Source organism: Burkholderia sp. Ap-955, from assembly GCF_011753045.1.
Lineage (GTDB): Bacteria > Pseudomonadota > Gammaproteobacteria > Burkholderiales > Burkholderiaceae > Burkholderia > Burkholderia lata_D.
Genome location: NZ_VWWH01000089.1, coordinates 1 through 19,096, shown reverse-complemented (window position 1 = coordinate 19,096; position 19,096 = coordinate 1). Strand labels below are relative to the sequence as shown.

21 protein-coding genes are annotated in these 19,096 nt (G+C 68.7%); 15 read left to right on the top strand and 6 right to left on the bottom strand.

The features are described from left to right. Positions 1–79: 79 nt before the first annotated feature. The 3 genes from F3J15_RS30705 to F3J15_RS30695 all read right to left on the bottom strand — a co-directional run bounded on the left by F3J15_RS30705 (position 80) and on the right by F3J15_RS30695 (position 2,462). Positions 80–1,054: a quinone oxidoreductase gene (locus tag F3J15_RS30705; protein WP_166895942.1), complete on the bottom strand. Its 975-nt coding sequence runs from the start codon at positions 1,052–1,054 to the stop codon at positions 80–82. A gap of 178 nt (positions 1,055–1,232) precedes the next feature. Then, the gene (locus F3J15_RS30700; RefSeq protein ID WP_011352738.1) at positions 1,233–1,625 is read right to left on the bottom strand and encodes a methylglyoxal synthase; all 393 of its coding nucleotides are present in this window, start codon (positions 1,623–1,625) and stop codon (positions 1,233–1,235) included. Positions 1,626–1,682: 57 nt separating this feature from the next. Next, the gene (locus tag F3J15_RS30695) at positions 1,683–2,462 is read right to left on the bottom strand and encodes an SDR family oxidoreductase (protein WP_069248501.1); all 780 of its coding nucleotides are present in this window, start codon (positions 2,460–2,462) and stop codon (positions 1,683–1,685) included. A gap of 230 nt (positions 2,463–2,692) precedes the next feature. On the opposite strand from F3J15_RS30695, the gene upp reads away from it, so the two are divergent. From upp to F3J15_RS30640, 11 genes are all read left to right on the top strand, one after another. Beyond that, complete coding sequence (gene upp / locus F3J15_RS30690) at positions 2,693–3,343, top strand: uracil phosphoribosyltransferase (RefSeq protein WP_043188934.1); 651 nt, start codon at positions 2,693–2,695, stop codon at positions 3,341–3,343. Between the two features lie 217 nt (positions 3,344–3,560). Beyond that, positions 3,561–4,289, top strand: a complete 729-nt coding sequence (locus F3J15_RS30685) for a YebC/PmpR family DNA-binding transcriptional regulator (RefSeq protein ID WP_011352741.1) — start codon at positions 3,561–3,563, stop codon at positions 4,287–4,289. A 104-nt stretch (positions 4,290–4,393) separates the two neighbouring features. Next, complete coding sequence (gene purD / locus F3J15_RS30680) at positions 4,394–5,671, top strand: phosphoribosylamine--glycine ligase (RefSeq protein WP_166895940.1); 1,278 nt, start codon at positions 4,394–4,396, stop codon at positions 5,669–5,671. 118 nt (positions 5,672–5,789) lie between these two features. Beyond that, positions 5,790–6,713 carry an oxygen-dependent coproporphyrinogen oxidase gene (gene hemF / locus F3J15_RS30675; RefSeq protein WP_166895938.1) on the top strand — a complete coding sequence of 308 codons (924 nt, stop codon included), beginning with the start codon at positions 5,790–5,792 and terminating at the stop codon, positions 6,711–6,713. After that, entirely contained in the window at positions 6,710–7,441 is a 732-nt protein-coding gene (locus F3J15_RS30670) for a nicotinate-nucleotide adenylyltransferase (protein ID WP_166895952.1), read from the top strand. The genes hemF and F3J15_RS30670 overlap by 4 nt, the downstream gene beginning before the upstream one ends. A 4-nt stretch (positions 7,442–7,445) precedes the next feature. Further along, positions 7,446–7,892 (top strand): ribosome silencing factor, encoded by a 447-nt coding sequence (rsfS, locus tag F3J15_RS30665; protein WP_069248505.1) that lies wholly within the window; start codon positions 7,446–7,448, stop codon positions 7,890–7,892. Positions 7,893–7,917: 25 nt separating this feature from the next. Continuing rightward, positions 7,918–8,388: a 23S rRNA (pseudouridine(1915)-N(3))-methyltransferase RlmH gene (gene rlmH, locus F3J15_RS30660; protein ID WP_011352746.1), complete on the top strand. Its 471-nt coding sequence runs from the start codon at positions 7,918–7,920 to the stop codon at positions 8,386–8,388. A 51-nt stretch (positions 8,389–8,439) separates the two neighbouring features. Beyond that, complete coding sequence (locus F3J15_RS30655) at positions 8,440–9,072, top strand: Maf family protein (protein WP_069248506.1); 633 nt, start codon at positions 8,440–8,442, stop codon at positions 9,070–9,072. A gap of 7 nt (positions 9,073–9,079) precedes the next feature. Beyond that, positions 9,080–10,549, top strand: a complete 1,470-nt coding sequence (gene rng, locus F3J15_RS30650; RefSeq protein ID WP_069248507.1) for a ribonuclease G — start codon at positions 9,080–9,082, stop codon at positions 10,547–10,549. Positions 10,550–10,676: 127 nt separating this feature from the next. Next, entirely contained in the window at positions 10,677–11,012 is a 336-nt protein-coding gene (locus F3J15_RS30645; protein WP_039370464.1) for a 50S ribosome-binding protein YggL, read from the top strand. Between the two features lie 479 nt (positions 11,013–11,491). Then, a complete protein-coding gene (locus F3J15_RS30640) occupies positions 11,492–12,721 on the top strand; it encodes a collagen-like triple helix repeat-containing protein (RefSeq protein WP_166895936.1) in 1,230 nt (409 codons plus the stop codon). On the opposite strand, the gene F3J15_RS30635 is transcribed toward F3J15_RS30640, so the two are convergent. Further along, positions 12,714–12,950 (bottom strand): hypothetical protein, encoded by a 237-nt coding sequence (locus F3J15_RS30635; RefSeq protein ID WP_205191076.1) that lies wholly within the window; start codon positions 12,948–12,950, stop codon positions 12,714–12,716. The two genes, F3J15_RS30640 and F3J15_RS30635, sit on opposite strands and share 8 nt — an antisense overlap. Positions 12,951–13,133: 183 nt before the next feature. Between F3J15_RS30635 and F3J15_RS30630 the strand changes: the two genes are divergently transcribed. From F3J15_RS30630 to F3J15_RS30620, 3 genes are read left to right on the top strand one after another with little or no spacing between them, the layout of a single operon-like run. Beyond that, positions 13,134–14,099 (top strand): PRC-barrel domain-containing protein, encoded by a 966-nt coding sequence (locus tag F3J15_RS30630; protein WP_089446135.1) that lies wholly within the window; start codon positions 13,134–13,136, stop codon positions 14,097–14,099. Then, positions 14,096–15,355, top strand: coding sequence for an MFS transporter (locus tag F3J15_RS30625; protein ID WP_069248511.1), 1,260 nt, complete (start codon positions 14,096–14,098; stop codon positions 15,353–15,355). Before F3J15_RS30630 ends, F3J15_RS30625 begins: the two co-directional genes overlap by 4 nt. A 41-nt stretch (positions 15,356–15,396) precedes the next feature. Then, entirely contained in the window at positions 15,397–15,963 is a 567-nt protein-coding gene (locus F3J15_RS30620; protein ID WP_166895950.1) for an FUSC family protein, read from the top strand. A gap of 64 nt (positions 15,964–16,027) precedes the next feature. Here F3J15_RS30620 and F3J15_RS30615 read toward each other — a convergent pair whose 3' ends face one another. Beyond that, positions 16,028–16,408: an RcnB family protein gene (locus tag F3J15_RS30615; protein WP_166895934.1), complete on the bottom strand. Its 381-nt coding sequence runs from the start codon at positions 16,406–16,408 to the stop codon at positions 16,028–16,030. A 106-nt stretch (positions 16,409–16,514) separates the two neighbouring features. Beyond that, positions 16,515–18,266 carry a lipid A export permease/ATP-binding protein MsbA gene (gene msbA / locus F3J15_RS30610; protein WP_069248513.1) on the bottom strand — a complete coding sequence of 584 codons (1,752 nt, stop codon included), beginning with the start codon at positions 18,264–18,266 and terminating at the stop codon, positions 16,515–16,517. Positions 18,267–18,490: 224 nt separating this feature from the next. Here msbA and F3J15_RS30605 point away from each other — a divergent pair. Then, positions 18,491–19,096 (top strand): glycosyltransferase family 2 protein (locus tag F3J15_RS30605; protein WP_166895932.1); only part of this gene is annotated, 606 nt, incomplete at its 3' end.

Below are 19,096 nucleotides of genomic sequence, written 5' to 3'. Positions count from 1 at the left end.
ACCGGGAGGCGGGACGGACGGCGCCGTGGCGCCGCCCGGACAAGCGCGTGCCGGCATGGCGCCGGCACGGAGAGACCGGTCAGGGAACGAGGATCGTCGAGCCGGTGGTCTTGCGCGCTTCGAGATCGGCGTGCGCGCGGCCGACTTCCGCGAGCGGGTAGCGCTGGTTGATGCTCGTCTTCACCTTGCCCGACAGCAGCACGTCGAACAGCTCGGCGGCCGCGGCTTCGAGATCGGCGCGCTTCGCGATGTACGAGAACAGCGTGGGGCGTGTAAAGAACAGCGAGCCGCGCGACGAGAATTCCTTCGAGTCGATCGGCGGCAGCGGGCCCGACGCGTTGCCGAAGCTGACGAAATAGCCGAGCGGCGCGAGGCAATCGAGCGAGCCGATGTAGGTGTCCTTGCCGATCGAGTCGTAGACGACCGGCACGCCTGCGCCGTTCGTGATCTCCTTCACACGCTGCGTGAAGTTCTCGCGCGTGTAGACGATCGGATGGTCGCAACCGTGCGCCTTCGCGAGCGCGGCTTTCTCGTCGGAGCCGACCGTGCCGATCACGGTCGCGCCGAGCGCCTTCGCCCACTGGCACACGAGCAGGCCGACGCCGCCGGCCGCCGCGTGGATCAGGATCGTGTCGCCGGCCTTCACCGGATACGTGCGGCGCAGCAGGTAGTGCGCGGTCAGGCCCTGCAGCATCACCGACGCCGCGTCGTCGTAGCTGATGCCGTCCGGCAGCTTCACGAGCCGCTCGGCCGGCATCACGCGTTCCTGCGCGTATGCGCCCGGCGGCTGTCCGACGTACGCGACGCGGTCACCCGCCTTGAACGTGGTCACGCCTTCGCCGACGGCCGTCACCTCGCCTGCCGCCTCCATCCCGAGACCGCCCGGCAGCGCTTGCGGGTAAAGGCCGGTACGGAAATAGACGTCGATGTAGTTGAGGCCGACCGCGTGCTGCCGGATGCGGACTTCGCCCGCCTTCGGTTCGCCGACCTCGACATCGACCCACTTCATCACGTCCGGGCCGCCCGGCTGGTCGTATCGGATTGCTTTCGGCATCGTTTCGCTCCTCGTTTCTGATTCTGTCAGGGAAAAATCCGGGTCGCCGATCCGCGGAGCCGGCCGGTTCATGCGGGAACGGGGCAGCAGGCGCGCGTCGCGACGTACGATTCTCGCGCGCCGCGGCCATCCGCGCATGGCCCTGACGCCAGCAGGGGCAATCGGGCGCGGGCGGCCCTTAGCAAACGTCCTGCATGTTGCGCGCCAGATCGTCGAGCAGCATCCGCGCGGTGGCGACGTTGGTCGCGACCGGCACGTCGTGCACGTCGCAGGCGCGCACGAGCGCGGTGATGTCGGGGTCGTGCGGCTGCGCGGTCATCGGGTCGCGCAGGAACACGACGATGTCGATGCGGCCGTCGGCCAGTTCCGCACCGATCTGCAGGTCGCCGCCGAGCGGCCCCGACAGCTTGCGCTCGACCTCGAGCCCGTGCGCGTCCGCGATGCGACCGCCGGTCGTGCCGGTCGCCACCAGCCGGCATTGCGCGAGCGTCGCGCGGAATTCGCCCGCGAGCGCGACGATCTCGTCCTTCTTCGCGTCGTGCGCAATCAATGCGATGCGGGGTTTGCTCATCTCCGTTTCCTTCGTCGTTCGGTTGTCGTGTTGTCGTCGTGAATCGAAAAGCGCGGGTCAGAACGTACCCGGATACGCGCCGCCGTCGAGCAGCCAGTTCTGCCCGGTGATGTAGCCGGCGTGCACGCTGCACAGGAACGCGCACGCCGCGCCGAATTCCGCACGTGTGCCGAGGCGGCCGGCCGGGATGTCCTTCGTGCGCCGCGCGCGCATCTCGTCGACGCTCACGCCCTGCGCCTTCGCCGACGCGGCGAGCGTGGTCGCGATCCGGTCGGTGTCGAACAGGCCCGGCAGCAGGTTGTTGATCGTCACGCCCTGCCCCGCGACCTTGCGCGACAGCCCCGCGACGAAGCCGGTCAGCCCCGAGCGCGCGCCGTTCGACAGCGCGAGCACGTCGATCGGCGCCTTCACGGCCGAACTGGTGATGTTGACGATCCGGCCGAAGCCGCGGCCGATCATCCCGTCGACGGTCGCGCGGATCAGCTCGATCGGCGTCAGCATGTTCGATTCGAGCGCGCGGATCCAGTCGTCGTGCGAGAAGTCGCGGAAGTCGCCGGGCGGCGGGCCGCCGGCATTCGTCACGAGAATGTCCGGCTGCGGGCACGCGGCGAGCGCGGCCGCGCGCCCGTCCGGCGTCGTGATGTCGCAGGCGACCGCGGTCACCGACACGTTCGCGCCGGCCCGGATCTCCTCCGCGGTTTCCTCCAGCGTGTCGCGCGTGCGCGCGACGATCACGAGGTTCACGCCCTCGGCGGCCAGCGCTTCCGCGCAGCCGCGACCGAGCCCCTTGCTTGCCGCGCACACCAGCGCGGTCTTTCCTTCGATGCCGAGATCCATCGTCGATTCCTTGGTGGCGACACGCGCCGGCTCGGCCCCGTCGCCCGGCGCATGGACCCCGGACGGGTCAGGCGGGCAATCGGGCGGGCGCGGGCGCGCGGATTGTCGTGAGACGTCGATATTATCCGGATCATGTGGCGCGCCTTGGTAAAATTGCCGACATAAGCGCGCGGCCGGCTTGCGCCCGCCACCGCCCCCGATCCTCTTTTGCCGCCAAGGCGCCCCCCGTCATGAAACAGGACAGCCGTTTCCCGAATCTCTTCATCACCGATCACCCGCTGATCCAGCACAAGCTCACGCACATGCGCGACAAGGACACGTCCACGCGCACGTTCCGCGAGCTGCTGCGCGAAATCACGCTGCTGATGGGCTACGAGATCACCCGCAACCTGCCGATCACGACCAAGCGGGTCGAAACCCCGCTCGTCGAGGTCGACGCGCCGGTGATCGCGGGCAAGAAGCTGGCGATCGTGCCGGTGCTGCGCGCGGGCATCGGGATGTCGGACGGCCTGCTCGACCTGGTTCCGTCCGCCCGCGTCGGCCACATCGGCGTGTACCGCGCCGAGGATCACCGCCCGGTCGAATACCTGGTGCGCCTGCCGGATCTGGAAGACCGCATCTTCATCCTGTGCGACCCGATGGTCGCGACCGGCTACTCGGCCGTGCACGCGGTCGACGTGCTGAAGCGCCGCAACGTGCCGGCCGCGAACATCATGTTCGTCGCGCTGGTCGCCGCCCCCGAAGGCGTGCAGGTGTTCCAGGACGCGCACCCGGACGTGAAGCTGTTCGTCGCGTCGCTCGATTCCCACCTGAACGAGCACGCGTACATCGTGCCGGGCCTCGGCGACGCGGGCGACCGCCTGTTCGGCACCAAGAACTGAGCCCCCGTACGGCCGCGTGGCGCGCGGCCCGGCTCGCGACGGCCCGCCTGGCCGTCCGGCCATGCGCGGCGGCCCCGATCCGGCGGTCGCCGCGTGATAAAATCTCGATCCACTCGACACGCGCGGCCCCGCGGCTTCATGCCCGCCGAAACGGCCGCCGATTCAACGACACATTGAAACAATCGCCCGCGCTGTGCGCCCGGGCACGGAGAAAGGTATGGCTGGTCATTCGAAATGGGCCAACATCAAGCATAAGAAGGCAGCGGCCGACGCGAAGCGCGGCAAGATCTGGACCCGCCTGATCAAGGAAATCCAGGTCGCGGCGCGCCTCGGCGGCGGTGACGTCAACTCGAACCCGCGCCTGCGTCTCGCGGTCGACAAGGCGGCCGACGCGAACATGCCGAAGGACAACGTCAAGCGCGCGATCGATCGCGGCGTCGGCGGCGCGGATGGCGCGAACTACGAGGAAATCCGCTACGAAGGCTACGGCATCAGCGGCGCGGCGATCATCGTCGACACGCTGACCGACAACCGCACCCGCACGGTCGCGGAAGTCCGCCATGCGTTCTCGAAGTTCGGCGGCAACATGGGCACCGACGGCTCGGTCGCGTTCATGTTCGATCACGTCGGCCAGTTCCTGTTCGCACCGGGCACGTCGGAAGACGCGCTGATGGAAGCCGCGCTCGAAGCCGGCGCGAACGACGTGAACACGAACGACGACGGCTCGATCGAAGTGCTGTGCGACTGGCAGGCATTCTCGGCGGTGAAGGACGCGCTCGAAGCCGGCGGCTTCAAGGCCGAGCTCGCCGAAGTGACGATGAAGCCGCAGAACGAAGTCGAATTCACCGGCGACGACGCGGCGAAGATGCAGAAGCTCCTCGACGCGCTCGAGAACCTCGACGACGTGCAGGACGTGTATACGAACGCCGTCATCGTCGAGGAATGATGTGCCGGCCGCCGTGTTCCTGTCGCGGCGGCGGCCCGACCGAATCCGCGGCCGGCGCGCCTGAGCGTGCCGGCCGCCCTGTTTTCTAGTCTGCGGGGAATCCCATGAAACTACTCGTCGTCGGTTCCGGCGGCCGCGAACATGCGCTGGCGTGGAAGCTCGCGCAGTCGCCGCGCGTCCAGATGGTCTACGTCGCGCCCGGCAATGGCGGCACGGCGCAGGACGAGCGCCTGAAGAACGTCGACATCACGGCGCTCGACGAACTCGCCGATTTCGCGGAACGCGAAGGCGTCGCGTTCACGCTCGTCGGGCCGGAAGCACCGCTCGCGGCCGGCATCGTCAACTTGTTCCGCGCGCGCGGCCTGAAGGTCTTCGGCCCGACCCGCGAAGCCGCGCAACTCGAGAGCTCGAAGGATTTCGCGAAGGCGTTCATGAAGCGCCACGGCATCCCGACCGCCGAGTACGAAACGTTCTCCGACGTGGCCGCCGCGCACGCGTACATCGACGCGAAGGGTGCGCCGATCGTCGTGAAGGCCGACGGCCTCGCGGCCGGCAAGGGTGTCGTCGTCGCGATGACGGCGGAAGAGGCGCACGAAGCCGTCGACATGATGCTGTCGGGCAACAAGCTCGGCGATGCCGGCGCGCGCGTCGTGATCGAGGAATTCCTCGATGGCGAGGAAGCGAGCTTCATCGTGATGGTCGACGGCAAGCACGCGCTGGCGCTGGCGTCCAGCCAGGACCACAAGCGCCTGCTGGATGAAGACCGCGGCCCGAACACCGGCGGCATGGGTGCGTATTCGCCCGCGCCGATCGTCACGCCGCAGATGCACGCACGCGTGATGCGCGAGATCATCATGCCGACCGTGCGCGGGATGGAGAAGGACGGCATCCGCTTCACGGGCTTCCTGTATGCGGGCCTGATGATCGACAAGGAAGGCAATCCGCGCACGCTCGAGTTCAACTGCCGGATGGGCGACCCGGAAACGCAGCCGATCATGGCGCGCCTGAAGAGCGATTTCTCGAAGGTCGTCGAGCAGGCGATCGCGGGCACGCTCGACACGGTCGAGCTCGACTGGGACCGCCGCACCGCGCTGGGCGTCGTGCTGGCCGCGCACGGCTATCCGGACGCGCCGCGCAAGGGCGACCGCATCAACGGGATCCCGGCCGAGACCGAACAGGCCGTCACGTTCCATGCGGGCACGACGCTCGACGGCGACAAGCTGACGACGTCCGGCGGCCGCGTGCTGTGCGTGGTCGGCCTCGCCGATTCGGTGCGCGAAGCGCAGCAGCATGCGTACGAGACGATCAACCAGATCAATTTCGAAGGCATGCAGTACCGCCGCGACATCGGCTTCCGCGCGCTCAACCGCAAGAGCGCCTGACGTTGCAATCGCCGCCCCGCCCACGCGCGGCGGCGGCCTCTCTGCCGGGGTTCGTTAGAATGCCCGGCAGAGGCCTTTTTTACGGCCCCCGCTTCGGGCGGGGGCACCCAGTCCAGACATGACCGATTCGACCTACGACGTGGCGCGCGTGCGCACGTACCTCCAGGGCCTGCAGACACGCATCGCCGACGCGCTCGGCGCGCTCGACGGCACGCCGCTCGCGACCGACGCATGGCAGCGCGGGCCAGCCGAACGCCTGCGCGGCGGCGGCTGCACGCGGATTCTCGAAGGCGGCCGCGTGTTCGAACGGGCGGGAATCGGCTTTTCCGACGTCGCGGGCGATGCGCTGCCGCCGTCGGCGAGCGCGGCGCGCCCGCAGCTCGCGGGCCGCGGCTTCGAGGCGCTCGGCGTGTCGCTGGTGCTGCACCCGCGCAATCCGTACTGCCCGACCGTACACATGAACATTCGGATGCTGATCGCGACGAAACCGGGCGAGGAGCCCGTGTTCTGGTTCGGCGGCGGCATGGATCTGACACCGGTTTACGGTTTCGAGGACGACGCCCGGCATTTCCACCAGACCTGCAAGGATGCGCTCGATCCGTTCGGCGTCGAGCTCTACCCGCGCTTCAAGAAATGGTGCGACGAATATTTCTTCCTGAAGCACCGCAACGAGATGCGCGGCATCGGCGGGATCTTCTTCGACGATTTCTCGGAGCCCGGTTTCGAACGCTCGTTTGACATGATGCAAAGCGTCGGCGACGCGTTCCTGCAGGCCTACCTGCCGATCGTTGAACGGCGCGCCGAGCTGCCGTATGGCGAGCGCGAGCGCGACTTCCAGGCGTACCGCCGCGGCCGCTATGTCGAATTCAACCTCGTGTTCGACCGTGGCACGCTGTTCGGCCTGCAAAGCGGCGGCCGGACCGAGTCGATCCTGATGTCGATGCCGCCGGTCGCGAACTGGCGCTACAACTGGCAGCCCGAGCCGGGTTCGCCGGAGGCGCGCCTGTACAGCGACTTCCTCGTGCCGCGTGACTGGGTCTGACCCTGATTCAAGACAAGGACGCGTTTCTGGACACCACCGCCCGCCCCGCCCCGCTGCCGCGTCGTATCGGCTTGCTGGGCGGCACTTTCGACCCGATCCACGACGGCCATCTCGCGCTCGCGCGCCGGTTCGCCGAACTGCTCGGCCTGACCGAACTCGTGCTGCTGCCCGCCGGGCAGCCGTACCAGAAGCGCGACGTGTCGGCCGCCGAGCATCGGCTCGCGATGACGCGCGCGGCCGCCGGCTCGCTGTCCGTGCCGGGCGTGACCGTGACCGTCGCCACCGACGAGATCGAGCACACCGGCCCGACCTACACGGTCGAGACGCTCGCGCGCTGGCGCGAGCGGATCGGCCCGGACGCGTCGCTGTCGCTGCTGATCGGCGCCGACCAGCTCGTACGCCTCGACACGTGGCGCGACTGGCGCACGCTGTTCGACTACGCGCACATCTGCGTGTCGACGCGCCCGGGGTTCGACCTCGGCGCGGCGCCGCCGGAGGTCGCGCAGGAAATCGCCGCGCGGCAGGCCGGCGCCGACGTGCTGAAGGCCACGCAGGCAGGCCACTTGCTGATCGATACGACCCTTTCGTTCGACATTGCCGCGACCGACATCCGCGCGCACCTGCGCGAATGCATCGCACGCCATGCGCAAATGCCCGACGCGTCGGCCGAACATGTGCCGGCCGCCGTATGGGCCTATATTCTTCAACATCGCCTCTACCATTCCTGAATCCATGGATATTCGCAAACTGCAGCGCGTGATCGTCGACGCCCTCGAAGACGTCAAGGCGCAAGACATCAAGGTGTTCAACACCAGCCACCTGACCGAACTGTTCGACCGCGTGGTCGTCGCTTCGGGCACCTCCAACCGCCAGACCAAGGCGCTCGCGTCGAGCGTGCGTGACAAGGTCAAGGAAGCCGGCGGCGACATCGTCAGCTCCGAAGGCGAAGACACCGGCGAATGGGTGCTCGTCGACTGCGGCGACGCGATCGTGCACATCCTGCAACCGGCCCTGCGCCAGTACTACAACCTCGAGGAAATCTGGGGCGACAAGCCCGTACGGATGAAGCTCGGCAGCGGCAAGGGGAACGGCTTCGCCCAGGCCAGCGAAGGCGACGAGGACGAAGAGGAAGCCGCGCCCGCGCGCCCCGCGCGCAAGACGGCCGCCCGCCGCCGTTGAGCCCCGCGTCGTTACGCATCTCCCGATGAAGCTTTTCATCCTTGCGGTCGGCCACAAGATGCCGGGCTGGATCGCATCCGGCTTCGACGAATACACGAAGCGGATGCCGCCCGAGCTGCGCATCGAGTTGCGCGAGATCAAGCCCGAACTGCGTTCGGGTGGTCGCAGCGCCGAAAGCGTGATGGCGGCCGAGCGGCAGAAGATCGAGGCCGCGTTGCCGAAGGGCGCGCGCCTCGTCGCGCTCGACGAGCGCGGCCGCGACTGGACCACGATGCAGCTCGCGCAGGCGCTGCCCGGCTGGCAGCAGGACGGCCGCGACGTCGCGTTCGTGATCGGCGGTGCCGACGGGCTCGATCCCGAACTGAAAGCGCGTGCCGACACGCTGCTGCGCATCTCGAGCATGACGCTGCCGCACGGAATGGTGCGCGTGCTGCTCGCCGAACAGCTTTACCGGGCGTGGAGCATCACGCAGAATCACCCCTACCACCGCGCATGACGTGTCGTCCTCGAGACGCGCGCCGCGCGCGCACACCGAGATAACGACACCATGCCGTCCAGCACGCCCCCCGCGCTTTTCCCGATCCTTTACCTCGCTTCGCAAAGCCCGCGCCGCCAGGAGCTGCTGCAACAGATCGGCGTACGCTTCGAGCTGCTGCTGCCGCGCCCGGACGAGGACGCCGAGGCGCTCGAGGCCGAACTGCCCGGCGAAGCCGCCGATGCCTACGTGCGGCGCGTGACCATCGCCAAGGCCGAGGCAGCGCGTGCACGCCTCGTCGCGAGCGGCAAGCCGGCCTCGCCGGTGCTGGTCGCCGATACGACCGTCACGATTGACGGCGCGATCCTCGGCAAGCCGGCCGACGCCGACGACGCGCTCGCGATGCTGACGCGCCTCGCGGGCCGCGAACATGCGGTGCTGACCGCCGTCGCCGTGATCGATGCCGACGGCGAACTGCTGCCGCCCGCGCTGTCGCGCTCGTCGGTGCGCTTCGCGGCCGCGTCGCGCGACGCGTACGCGCGCTACGTCGAATCGGGCGAGCCGTTCGGCAAGGCCGGCGCGTACGCGATCCAGGGGCGCGCCGCCGAGTTCATCGAGCGAATCGACGGTTCCCATTCAGGTATCATGGGTCTGCCCCTTTTTGAGACTGCCGCGCTGCTACGCACCGCGCGCGTCGCCTTCTGAACCCACCATGAACGAAGAAATCCTGATCAACCTCACGCCGCAGGAAACGCGGGTCGCACTCGTCCAGCAAGGCGCGGTGCAGGAGCTTCACGTCGAGCGCACGCTGTCGCGCGGGCGGGTCGGCAACATCTATCTCGGCAAGGTCGTGCGCGTGCTGCCCGGCATGCAGTCGGCGTTCATCGACATCGGCCTCGAACGCGCGGCGTTCCTGCACGTCGCCGACATCTGGCATCCGCGCCTCGCGGGCGAGCCGCAGTCGGGCACGCCGCACCAGCCGATCGAGAAGATCGTGTTCGAAGGCCAGACGCTGATGGTGCAGGTGATCAAGGATCCGATCGGCACGAAAGGCGCGCGGCTGTCGACGCAGGTCAGCATCGCGGGCCGCACGCTCGTCTACCTGCCGCAGGAGCCGCATATCGGCATCTCGCAGAAGATCGAGAGCGAGGCCGAGCGCGAGGCCGTGCGCGCGCGCCTGACGGCCGTGATCCCGCCGGACGAGAAAGGCGGCTACATCGTGCGCACGATCGCCGAGGATGCCACCTCCGACGAGCTCGCCGGCGACGTCACGTACCTGCGCAAGACGTGGGCGACGATCGTCGCCCAGGCACAGCGGCTGCCGGCGACGAGCCTGCTGTACCAGGATCTCGATCTCGCGCAGCGCGTGCTGCGCGATTTCGCGAACGACGACACGACGCGCATCCAGGTCGATTCGCGCGAGACGTACCAGCGCCTCTCGGAATTCGCGGGCGAATTCACGCCGGCCGTGAGCCCGAAGCTGCACCACTACACGGGCGAGCGTCCGCTGTTCGACCTGTACAACATCGAGACAGAGATCCAGCGTGCGCTGTCGCGCCGCGTCGACCTGAAGTCGGGCGGTTACCTGATGATCGACCAGACCGAGGCGATGACGACGATCGACGTGAACACGGGCGGCTACGTCGGCGCGCGCAACTTCGACGACACGATCTTCAAGACCAACCTCGAGGCCGCACATACGATCGCGCGGCAGCTGCGGCTGCGCAACCTCGGCGGGATCATCATCATCGACTTCATCGACATGGAGAACGCCGAGCATCGCGACGCGGTGCTGTCCGAGTTGAAGAAGGCGCTGTCGCGCGACCGCACGCGCGTGACGGTCAACGGCTTCTCGCAGCTCGGGCTCGTCGAGATGACGCGCAAGCGCACGCGCGAATCGCTCGCGCACGTGCTGTGCGAGCCGTGCCCGACCTGCCAGGGCAAGGGCCAGGTGAAGACGTCGCGCACCGTGTGCTACGACATCCTGCGCGAGATCCTGCGCGAGTCGCGGCAGTTCAACCCGCGCGAATTCCGCGTGATCGCCGCGCAGCAGGTGATCGACCTGTTCCTCGACGAGGAGTCGCAGCATCTCGCCATGCTGATCGACTTCATCGGCAAGCCGGTGTCGCTGCAGGTCGAATCGAACCTGAGCCAGGAGCAGTACGATATCGTGCTGATGTAACGTTCCGTCCATCCGCCGCCGGCATCGCCGCGCGGCGCTTCGATGCGGCGCCCGGGCCGCCCGCGCATGTCGCGCCGGCACCCGCCGCCGCCCTTTCACCCTACCCTTTTCGCATTCACCACACACCATGAGCCAAGGCCACAACCGCCGCCAGCGCAAGAAACTCCACATCGGCGAATTCCAGGAACTCGCGTTCAACGCCACCGCGCATTACCGCAACGAAATGACCGACCTCGAGCGCGGCGAACTGATCGACGCGTTCATCGACTTCGTCGAAGCGAACGGGCTGCTGACCGTCGCGTCGGCGGACGAAGGCATCGGCGCTTACGTGATTTCCGGTGCACCGCGCGGCACGACGACCGACGCCGACCGCGAGCTCGTGCGCGGCTGGCTGGCCGCACGGCCGGAACTGTCCGACGTCAAGGTCAGCGAATTCACCGACGCGTGGTACCCGGAAGCCTGAGTTTCCGGCATCACGCCCCTCGCGCAGCGCCCGCGCCTGCCCGCCGCCACGGCGGGCGAGGCCGGCGCCGCCCCGCTCCCTCCGCCTCGCCTGCGCATCCTCTTCCGCCATCGCGCGACATCCGCGCCACCGGCACCGACTCACACGATTTCCGCCACGTCGACGGTGATTACCCCGATTTCGGCAGTGAATCGGACGCTTACTTCAATTTAACGTTGCTTAAAAGACGTCTCGCGCCGGCAGACCTACCCTGATCGCCAGGAATCCGATGTTTTCCGGTGCGATCGGCAAGCAAGACGAAAGAATGCAAACCGCTCGCCCGACAGATGTTCCAGATTCCGGTACGGGCGAAAACGCGACACGGCGACAGGTCAATCAGGGAGACAACCAACGATGCGCCAGCCGCTTCCCCATCGCAGCGACACATTGACGCACGCGAAGGCCGCCTGACCCCACTCTCCAACGAATACGAGGACGACATGGATACGCCTACCACCCATCAGGCAGGACTCCGAATGATTATGATCACGGCTGGCGTCGCAGCGCTGGTGTCGCTGTCCGCTTGCGGCGGCTCCGGCTCGCTGAGCCAGGGCACCGGCGGCGCAGGATCGGGCTCGGGCGACACGACGGCCACGACCGGCGGCACGAGCAACGGCTCGGGCAGCGGTTCCGGCAGCGGCTCGACCGTCGGCAGCACGGGCAGCGGCAGCGGCTCGGCCACCGGCTCGGCGGGCAGCGGCGCATCCACCAATGCGCTCGGCCAGACGATCGGCTCGTCGAGCAACATCGTGACGGCCGCGGGCGGCGCGGTATCGAGCGTCGGCACGACGATCGCCGGCCAGTCGCTGCCCGGCACCAATGCGTCGACCACGCAAGGTCTCGGCACGGTCGTGCAGGATGCCGGCGCGGCCGTCACGACGCTCGGCACCGGCCTCGGCTCGGGGCTCGGCCAGCTCGGCGCATCGCCGAACCCGGTCGGCACGACGGTCGCGAGCACCGGCGGCGTGGTCACGAACCTCGGCGACGCGGTCGCGGCGACCGGCGGCGTCGTGTCGAGTCTCGGCGCCAGCGGTTCGGCGCTGGCGCCGCTCGCGCCCGTCACATCGCCGGTCGGCGGCGCGGTCACGATGCTCGGCAATACGATCGCAGGCGGCGGCGCAACGCTCGGCACGCAGTTGTCGACCGGTCCCGTCGCGCAGGTCACGGGCGCCGCCAGCTCGGCGATCACGCCGATCACGACGCAGGTCGGGTCGGTCACGCAGACCGTCGCGTCGAGCACGCCGCTCGGCGCACCGCTCACGAACCTCGTGACGACGGTCGGCAACGGCGTCGCGAACGCCGGCACGACGATCGCGAAAACCGGCGGGAATCCGGTGACGACCGGCATCGGCAACGTCGTCACCGCGACCGGCAACACTGTGGCCACCGCCGGCACGGCGCTGCTGGGCGGTGGCGGCGCCACGACGAGCCCGCTCGCGCCGGTCACGGGGCTCTTGTCGACGGGCGCACTCGGCGGCGCAACGGGTGGCAGCAATCCGGCCGGTGCGCTCACGTCGGCGGTCGGCACCGTGACGGGAGCGGTGTCGGGCGCAGCTGGCGGCTCGCCCGTCGCGGGGCTGACGGGCGGCAGCGGCACCGGTGCGCTCTCGAAAACGGGCGCCGGCGTGCTCGCCCCCGTGACGACGACGCTCGGCGCGCTGGTCAAGTAAGCGGCAGGTCGGCACGGCGCCCGCATCGTCGCAGACGATCGGGCGCCTTGGCCTTGGCCTTGGCCTTGGCCTCCTTAGCCTTAGCCTTAGCCTTAGCCTTAGCCTTAGCCTTAGCCTTAGCCTTAGCCTTAGCCTTAGCCTTAGCCTTAGCCTTAGCCTTAGCCTTAGCCTTAGCCTTAGCCTTAGCCTTAGCCTTAGCCGAAGCCGAAGCCGAAGCCGAAGCCGGCATCCCCCCCTTCCCCACCCCGCGATCCCTTCCTTTTCCCGACAGTCCGCCTCCAGCCAGCCATCGAAATCGGTCCTGAAAGCAAGACACGTTAAAATCTCACCTCGCGTGGTGCGCCGCCCGCACCCGCCATCCATCGCCAGCCGCGTGCCCTCGGGCCGCCCCCGACCCATGGAGTGAGTGTCAATGAGCGGCGGACTTCCGTTTCCCGCATCCCGCAGCAAGTCGTTGCCGTCCTCGACGGTCTTCCTGATCCTCGCCGCCGCCGCGCTGCTGTCCGGCTGCGGGCTGCTGCCGGTGCAGAATCCGCCCGCGCCGATCAGCGAGGCGCTCGTCGAGCCCGTCGAGGAAACCGCCGGCGAACCGCTGACGATGCCGCCCGTGCCGGCGCCGACGCACCCGGAGGAACCGGAAGCGCCGAAGAAGCCGCACCGCGAAGTCACGCGGCCGAAGCCCGTGCAGCGCCCCGAATCGCCGACACCGCCGCCGCCTCCGCCACCGCCGATCGTCGCGACGCGCCCGCTCGACCGCACCCAGATCCATGCACTGCTCGACAGCGAAGTGGCGCGCCGCAACGGCAAGGTGATCGGCCGCGCGGTCGACATGGTGACCGACGCGAGCGGCAAGCCGCGCGAGATGATCGTGAACCTGCAGGGCTTCATGGGCGTGGGCGACCGCAAGGTCGTCTTCCCGTGGAACGTGTTCCGCTTCACGCCGGGCGGCAAACAGGAGCCGATCGTGCTCGACGTGCCGTCGGGCGACCTGCCGCCGGCCGCGCGGCCCAAGGCCGTGCCGCTGTCCGGTTCGGCAGCCGCCTCGCCCGCGACGCGGCTGCCGATGCTCGACAGCGACGTCGAGCGCCCGAACGGCACGAAGATCGGCCGTATCGTCGACGTGCTGATCGACCGCGCATCGCAGCCGCAGGCGGTCGTGCTCGACCTCGGCGGCCTCGTCAATACCGACCGCCGTTCGATCGCCGCGAGCTGGGGCGCGCTGCGCTTCGTCACGCGCGACAAGGCGCTGCATCCGCAGCTCGACCTGAACGACGCACAGATCAAGGCGTCGCCGCCCTACGCGGCCGACAAGCCGATCGTCGCGGTTTTCCCGCCCGTTGCCCCGGCACCGGCTTCGTCTGCGAGCGCGACCCGATGACGATCAAGCATTCCGTCAGCGCACGCAGTCTCCGGTCCCTCGACTGGCTCAACTTCTTCGTTGCAAACGTTCAAACAGGGTTCGGTCCGTTCATCGCGTCCTACCTCGCGTCGCACAAGTGGACGCAGGGCGAGATCGGGATGGTGCTGTCGATCGGCACGATCAGCGCAATGGTCAGCCAGGTGCCGGGCGGCGCGGCCGTCGATGCGCTGAAGAACAAGAAAGGCGCGGCCGCATGGGCGATCGCGGCCATCATCCTGTCCGCGGTGCTGCTCGCGTCGAGCCCGACGATCGTGCCGGTGATCGCCGCCGAGGTGTTCCACGGCTTCGCGAGCTGCATGCTCGTGCCGGCCATGGCCGCGATCTCGTTCTCGCTCGTCGGCCGCGCCGACCTCGGCGACCGGCTCGGCCGCAACGCGCGCTGGGCGTCGATCGGCAGCGCGGTCGCGGCGGGCCTGATGGGGCTCACCGGCGAGTACTTCTCCGCACGCGCGGTGTTCTGGCTGACCGCCGTGCTCGCGCTGCCCGCGCTGTTCGCACTCGCGATGATCCAGCCGACGCACGAGGTGATCCCGCAGTCGTCGAAGCCCGACGATCGCGACGAAGCCGGCGAACGTGAAACGCTGCTCGAACTGCTGCGCGACCGCCGGATGCTGATCTTCGCGGCGTGCGTCGTGCTGTTCCACCTGTCGAACGCGGCGATGCTGAACCTCGCGGCCGGCGAAGTCACGGCCGGGATGGGCGAAAACGTGCAGCTCGTGATCGCCGCGTGCATCATCGTGCCGCAGGCGATCGTCGCGATGCTGTCGCCGTGGGTCGGCCGCACCGCGCAACGCTGGGGGCGCCGGCCGATCCTGCTGCTCGGGTTCTCGGCGCTGCCGGTGCGCGCGCTGCTGTTCGCCGGCGTGAGCAGCCCGTACCTGCTGGTACCGGTACAGATGCTCGACGGCATCAGCGCGGCCGTATTCGGCGTGATGCTGCCGCTGATCGCGGCCGACGTCGCGGGCGGCAAGGGCCGCTACAACCTGTGCATCGGGCTCTTCGGGCTCGCGGCCGGGATCGGCGCGACACTCAGCACGGCCGCGGCCGGCTACGTCGCCGATCACTTCGGCAACACCGTGAGCTTCTTCGGGCTCGCGGGCGCCGGTGCGCTCGCGGTGCTGCTGGTCTGGCTCGTGATGCCCGAAACGCGCGTCGCGAACGGTGACGCGGCCGCCGACGAACCGGCCGCCGCCTCGCCCGAACAGGCGCGCTGACACCGACGCGCCGCCGTTACCCGCTTCTTGGCCAACGCATGATGGATACGATCAGGACACTCAACGAAGCCCGCCAGCAGATCCAGCAGTCGATCTTCGATCTGTTGAAGGGGCTGTCATTCAGCGAGCGGCTCGCGCAAGGCGGGCTGATGGCGCTGCAGGCCGTGTGCGGCGCAAGCCTCGCGTACGTGATCGGCCGCGCGCTGCACACCGAGCAGGCCGTGTGGTCGGCGATCACCGCGATCGCCGTGACCCAGCACAACTACTCGGACACGATGTCGCTGTCGCGCGACCAGTTCATCGGCGCGATGGTCGGCGGCGTGCTCGGCTTCGCCGGCGCGGCGCTCGGCGGCGACCGCCTCGTCGCGTATGCGATTACCGTCGCGGTCGTGATCGTCTGCTGCTGGTGTCTGAACGTCGGCAGCGCGGCACGGCTCGGCGGCGTGACCGCGACGATCGTGCTGCTGTTTCCGGGCAACGGCCCGCTGTGGGACATTCCGCTGATGCGGCTCGGCGAAGTGACGCTCGGCACCGTGTGTGCGCTGGGCGTGTGCTGGGTGATGTCGAAAATCGAGCGCCGCTGGTTCCGCCACGCGGCGGCAAAGTGACGCGTTGATCCGGTTGCCCGGCGCGCATCGCGGCATCGCGATCCGTGCCGGGCCGTCGGCCAGGTCAGTCGCCGATCCGCAGCACGATGCCGGAACCGATCTGCACCAGCAGGTGATCCCCGCCGACGCCGACCCATTGATAGCCGCGCGGCGGCGGGCTCAGGCGATAGCCGCGCCAGTCGTCGATCACGTACTGGCGATCGCGGAACTCGGGCGGAAGCCGGTCGCCCTTGTGCCACTCGCGGCGTGGCTGGTCGGCCCAGCGCGGCGGCACGTCGTCCTCATGGCGCATCTGGCCGGGCGGCATGTGTTTCGGGCCGTGGCCGCGCTGCATGCCGTGGCCGCCCTGGTCGTCGTGGTTGTCGTGGTCCTGCGCCATCGCGGCCGGCGCGGCGAAACCCGCCGCGATCAACGCAGCCAGCATCATCCCGTGCATCTTCTTCATCGTGCCTTCCCTCCGTGTTGTCACGTCGAACGAAACCACCCGGACTGCCCGATGAAGACTAGCACACGGTATCGCGGGGCCACATGACCTCGCATATGACCGCGCGTTACGCCGCCTGCTGCTGGTACTGGATCCGGTGCAGGTGCGCGTAGAGGCCGCCGTGGCGCAGCAATTCGTCGTGGCTGCCCTCCTCGACGATCTTGCCGGCCTCGAGCACGAGAATGCGGTCCGCGCGCTCGATCGTCGACAGCCGGTGCGCGATCACGAGCGTCGTGCGGCCTTCCATCAGCCGCTCGAGCGCGGCCTGCACGTGGCGCTCCGATTCCGAGTCGAGCGCCGACGTCGCTTCGTCGAGGATCAGGATCGGCGCGTCCTTGTAGATCGCACGCGCGATCGCGAGCCGCTGGCGCTGGCCGCCGGACAGCCGCATCCCGTTGCCGCCGACGAGCGTGTCGAGCCCGTCGGGCATCGCGGCGACCGCATCGGCGAGGTTCGCGGCCTCGAGCGCGGCCTGCACGCGCGCGCGGTCGGGCGTCTGCCCGTATGCGACGTTCGCGGCGATCGTGTCGTTGAACAGCACGACGTCCTGGCTGACCATCGCCATCTGGCCGCGCAACGCGTGGAGGTCGTAGTCGGCAACCGGCACGCCGTCGACCAGGATCGCGCCGTCGGTCGGGTCGAAGAAGCGCGGCAGCAGGTTGACGAGCGTCGTCTTGCCGCTGCCGGACGGGCCCGCGAGCGCGATCATTTCACCGGGTGCGACCTTGAACGAGATGCGGTCGAGCGTCGGCCGCTCGGCCGCGCCGTAGTCGAACGTCACGTTGCGGAACTCGATGTCGCCGCGCGCCTGGGCCAGCGGCCGGCCGCCGCCCTGCGGCTCGGCCGGTTCGTCGATCAGCCCGAAGATCAGCTCGGCGGCCGTCATCCCGCGCTGCAGCGGCTGGTTGACGTCGATCAGGTGCTTGAGCGGCGAGATCACCAGCAGCATCGACGTGACGAACGCGACGAAGCCGCCGACCGTCGTCTGGTCGTTCGACGACTGCACCACCGCGATCGTGATCACGACCGCGAGCGCGATCGACGCGAGGAACTGCGTGAGCGGCTGCGCGAGGCCGCCGGAGATCGTCATGCGCATCGCGTAGCCGCGCAGGCGCTTGCTCATCTGCGTGAAGCGGTCCATCTCGTACGCTTCGCCGTTGTGCACCTTGACGACCTTGTAGCCGCCGACCGTCTCCTCGACGATGTACGACAGCTCGTTGGTCAGCGTCTGGTGCTCGCGGTTCAGGCGGCGCAGGCGGCGGTTGATCTTGCTGACGAGCCAGCCGATGCCCGGCAGGATCACCGCGACGATCAGCGTGAGCCGCCAGTTCAGGTAGAACAGGTAGCCGAGCAGGAAGATCACCGTCAGCGAATCGCGCACGAGCGTGACCATCACGCCGGTCAGCACCGACAGGATCTGGTTGACCTCGAACACGATCGCGTTGATCACCGTGCTCGCCGTCTCGCGCTGGAAGAACGACGCGCCCGTGTGCAGCATCCGCTGGAACATCTCGAGCCGCAGTTGCAGCAGGATGCGGTTCGACACGTAGTTGAGCAGGTAATTCGACGCGTACTGCGACACGCCGCGCACGAGCGCGAGCCCGATCACGGCCATCGGCACGTACCATTTCGCGCGGTCGCTGCCGTGCGAGCCGAAGCCGTGGTCGAGCAGCGGCTTGAGCAGCGCCGGGATACCGGCCTCGGTGGCCGCGACGACGCCCATCGTCATCACGGCGAGCACCACGATGCCGATCAGCGGCCGGATGTACGGCCACAGGCGCTTGAGGACCGTCACGGGCGAGGTGCCCGTGCCGTCCATCGGTTTGCGAAGAGTGTTCTGGGTTTCCAAGGCAATCCTTCTTGAGCCGCGAAGCGGCGCCCGGACGTGGCCGCCCGGAATGTCGCCCTGTCGGGCGGGTGCCGAAAAGGGCTCAACATTATAGCCGCACCGCCCCGGCCGGCTCGGTCATGGCCGATACGGGCGGCGGCCGGGCCGCGGGTATACTGCCGCTCACCGTTTTCTCCGCCTGTTCCGACGATTTCATGGCTGAACCCTCCCTCGGCGTCGCCCTCATCGCCCTCAACGCGTCCGCGCGGCTCGCGCAGTGCCTGGCCGCACTGTCGTTCGCCGACGACGTCGTCGTCATCGACGGCGGCAGCACCGACGATACCGTCGCGATCGCGCAGGCGCACGGTGCGCGCGTGATCGTCGAGCGCGACTGGCCGGGCTTCGGCCCGCAGAAGAACCGCGCGCTCGACGCGCTCGACACCGACTGGATCCTGTCCCTCGATACCGACGAAGTCGTCACCCCCGAGCTCGCGCAGTCGATCCGCGACACGATCCGCGCGCCGGCCGCGCAGGTCTATGCGGTCGACCGGCTGTCCAGCTTCTGCGGCCAGTGGATCCATCACAGCGGCTGGTATCCGGACTGGATCCCGCGCCTGTTCCGGCGCGGCGCCGCGCGCTTCTCGGACGATCTCGTGCACGAACGCCTCGTGTTCGACGGCGCCGCTCAGCGGCTGTCCGGCAAGCTGATGCACTACTCGTACGAGGATTTCGAAACCGTCGTGCGCAAGCTCGACGCGTATTCGACGGCCGGCGCGCGCCAGCGCCGCGCGGCCGGCCAGCGCGGCGGCTTCGGCAAGGCG

Coding starts and splice junctions, on each gene's coding strand:
- F3J15_RS30705 (WP_166895942.1), bottom strand. CDS start 1,054: ATGCCGAAAGCAATCCGATACGACCAGCCGGGCGGCCCGGACGTGATG.
- F3J15_RS30700 (WP_011352738.1), bottom strand. CDS start 1,625: ATGAGCAAACCCCGCATCGCATTGATTGCGCACGACGCGAAGAAGGAC.
- F3J15_RS30695 (WP_069248501.1), bottom strand. CDS start 2,462: ATGGATCTCGGCATCGAAGGAAAGACCGCGCTGGTGTGCGCGGCAAGC.
- upp (WP_043188934.1), top strand. CDS start 2,693: ATGAAACAGGACAGCCGTTTCCCGAATCTCTTCATCACCGATCACCCG.
- F3J15_RS30685 (WP_011352741.1), top strand. CDS start 3,561: ATGGCTGGTCATTCGAAATGGGCCAACATCAAGCATAAGAAGGCAGCG.
- purD (WP_166895940.1), top strand. CDS start 4,394: ATGAAACTACTCGTCGTCGGTTCCGGCGGCCGCGAACATGCGCTGGCG.
- hemF (WP_166895938.1), top strand. CDS start 5,790: ATGACCGATTCGACCTACGACGTGGCGCGCGTGCGCACGTACCTCCAG.
- rsfS (WP_069248505.1), top strand. CDS start 7,446: ATGGATATTCGCAAACTGCAGCGCGTGATCGTCGACGCCCTCGAAGAC.
- rlmH (WP_011352746.1), top strand. CDS start 7,918: ATGAAGCTTTTCATCCTTGCGGTCGGCCACAAGATGCCGGGCTGGATC.
- F3J15_RS30655 (WP_069248506.1), top strand. CDS start 8,440: ATGCCGTCCAGCACGCCCCCCGCGCTTTTCCCGATCCTTTACCTCGCT.
- rng (WP_069248507.1), top strand. CDS start 9,080: ATGAACGAAGAAATCCTGATCAACCTCACGCCGCAGGAAACGCGGGTC.
- F3J15_RS30645 (WP_039370464.1), top strand. CDS start 10,677: ATGAGCCAAGGCCACAACCGCCGCCAGCGCAAGAAACTCCACATCGGC.
- F3J15_RS30640 (WP_166895936.1), top strand. CDS start 11,492: ATGGATACGCCTACCACCCATCAGGCAGGACTCCGAATGATTATGATC.
- F3J15_RS30635 (WP_205191076.1), bottom strand. CDS start 12,950: ATGCCGGCTTCGGCTTCGGCTTCGGCTTCGGCTAAGGCTAAGGCTAAG.
- F3J15_RS30630 (WP_089446135.1), top strand. CDS start 13,134: ATGAGCGGCGGACTTCCGTTTCCCGCATCCCGCAGCAAGTCGTTGCCG.
- F3J15_RS30625 (WP_069248511.1), top strand. CDS start 14,096: ATGACGATCAAGCATTCCGTCAGCGCACGCAGTCTCCGGTCCCTCGAC.
- F3J15_RS30620 (WP_166895950.1), top strand. CDS start 15,397: ATGGATACGATCAGGACACTCAACGAAGCCCGCCAGCAGATCCAGCAG.
- F3J15_RS30615 (WP_166895934.1), bottom strand. CDS start 16,408: ATGAAGAAGATGCACGGGATGATGCTGGCTGCGTTGATCGCGGCGGGT.
- msbA (WP_069248513.1), bottom strand. CDS start 18,266: ATGGACGGCACGGGCACCTCGCCCGTGACGGTCCTCAAGCGCCTGTGG.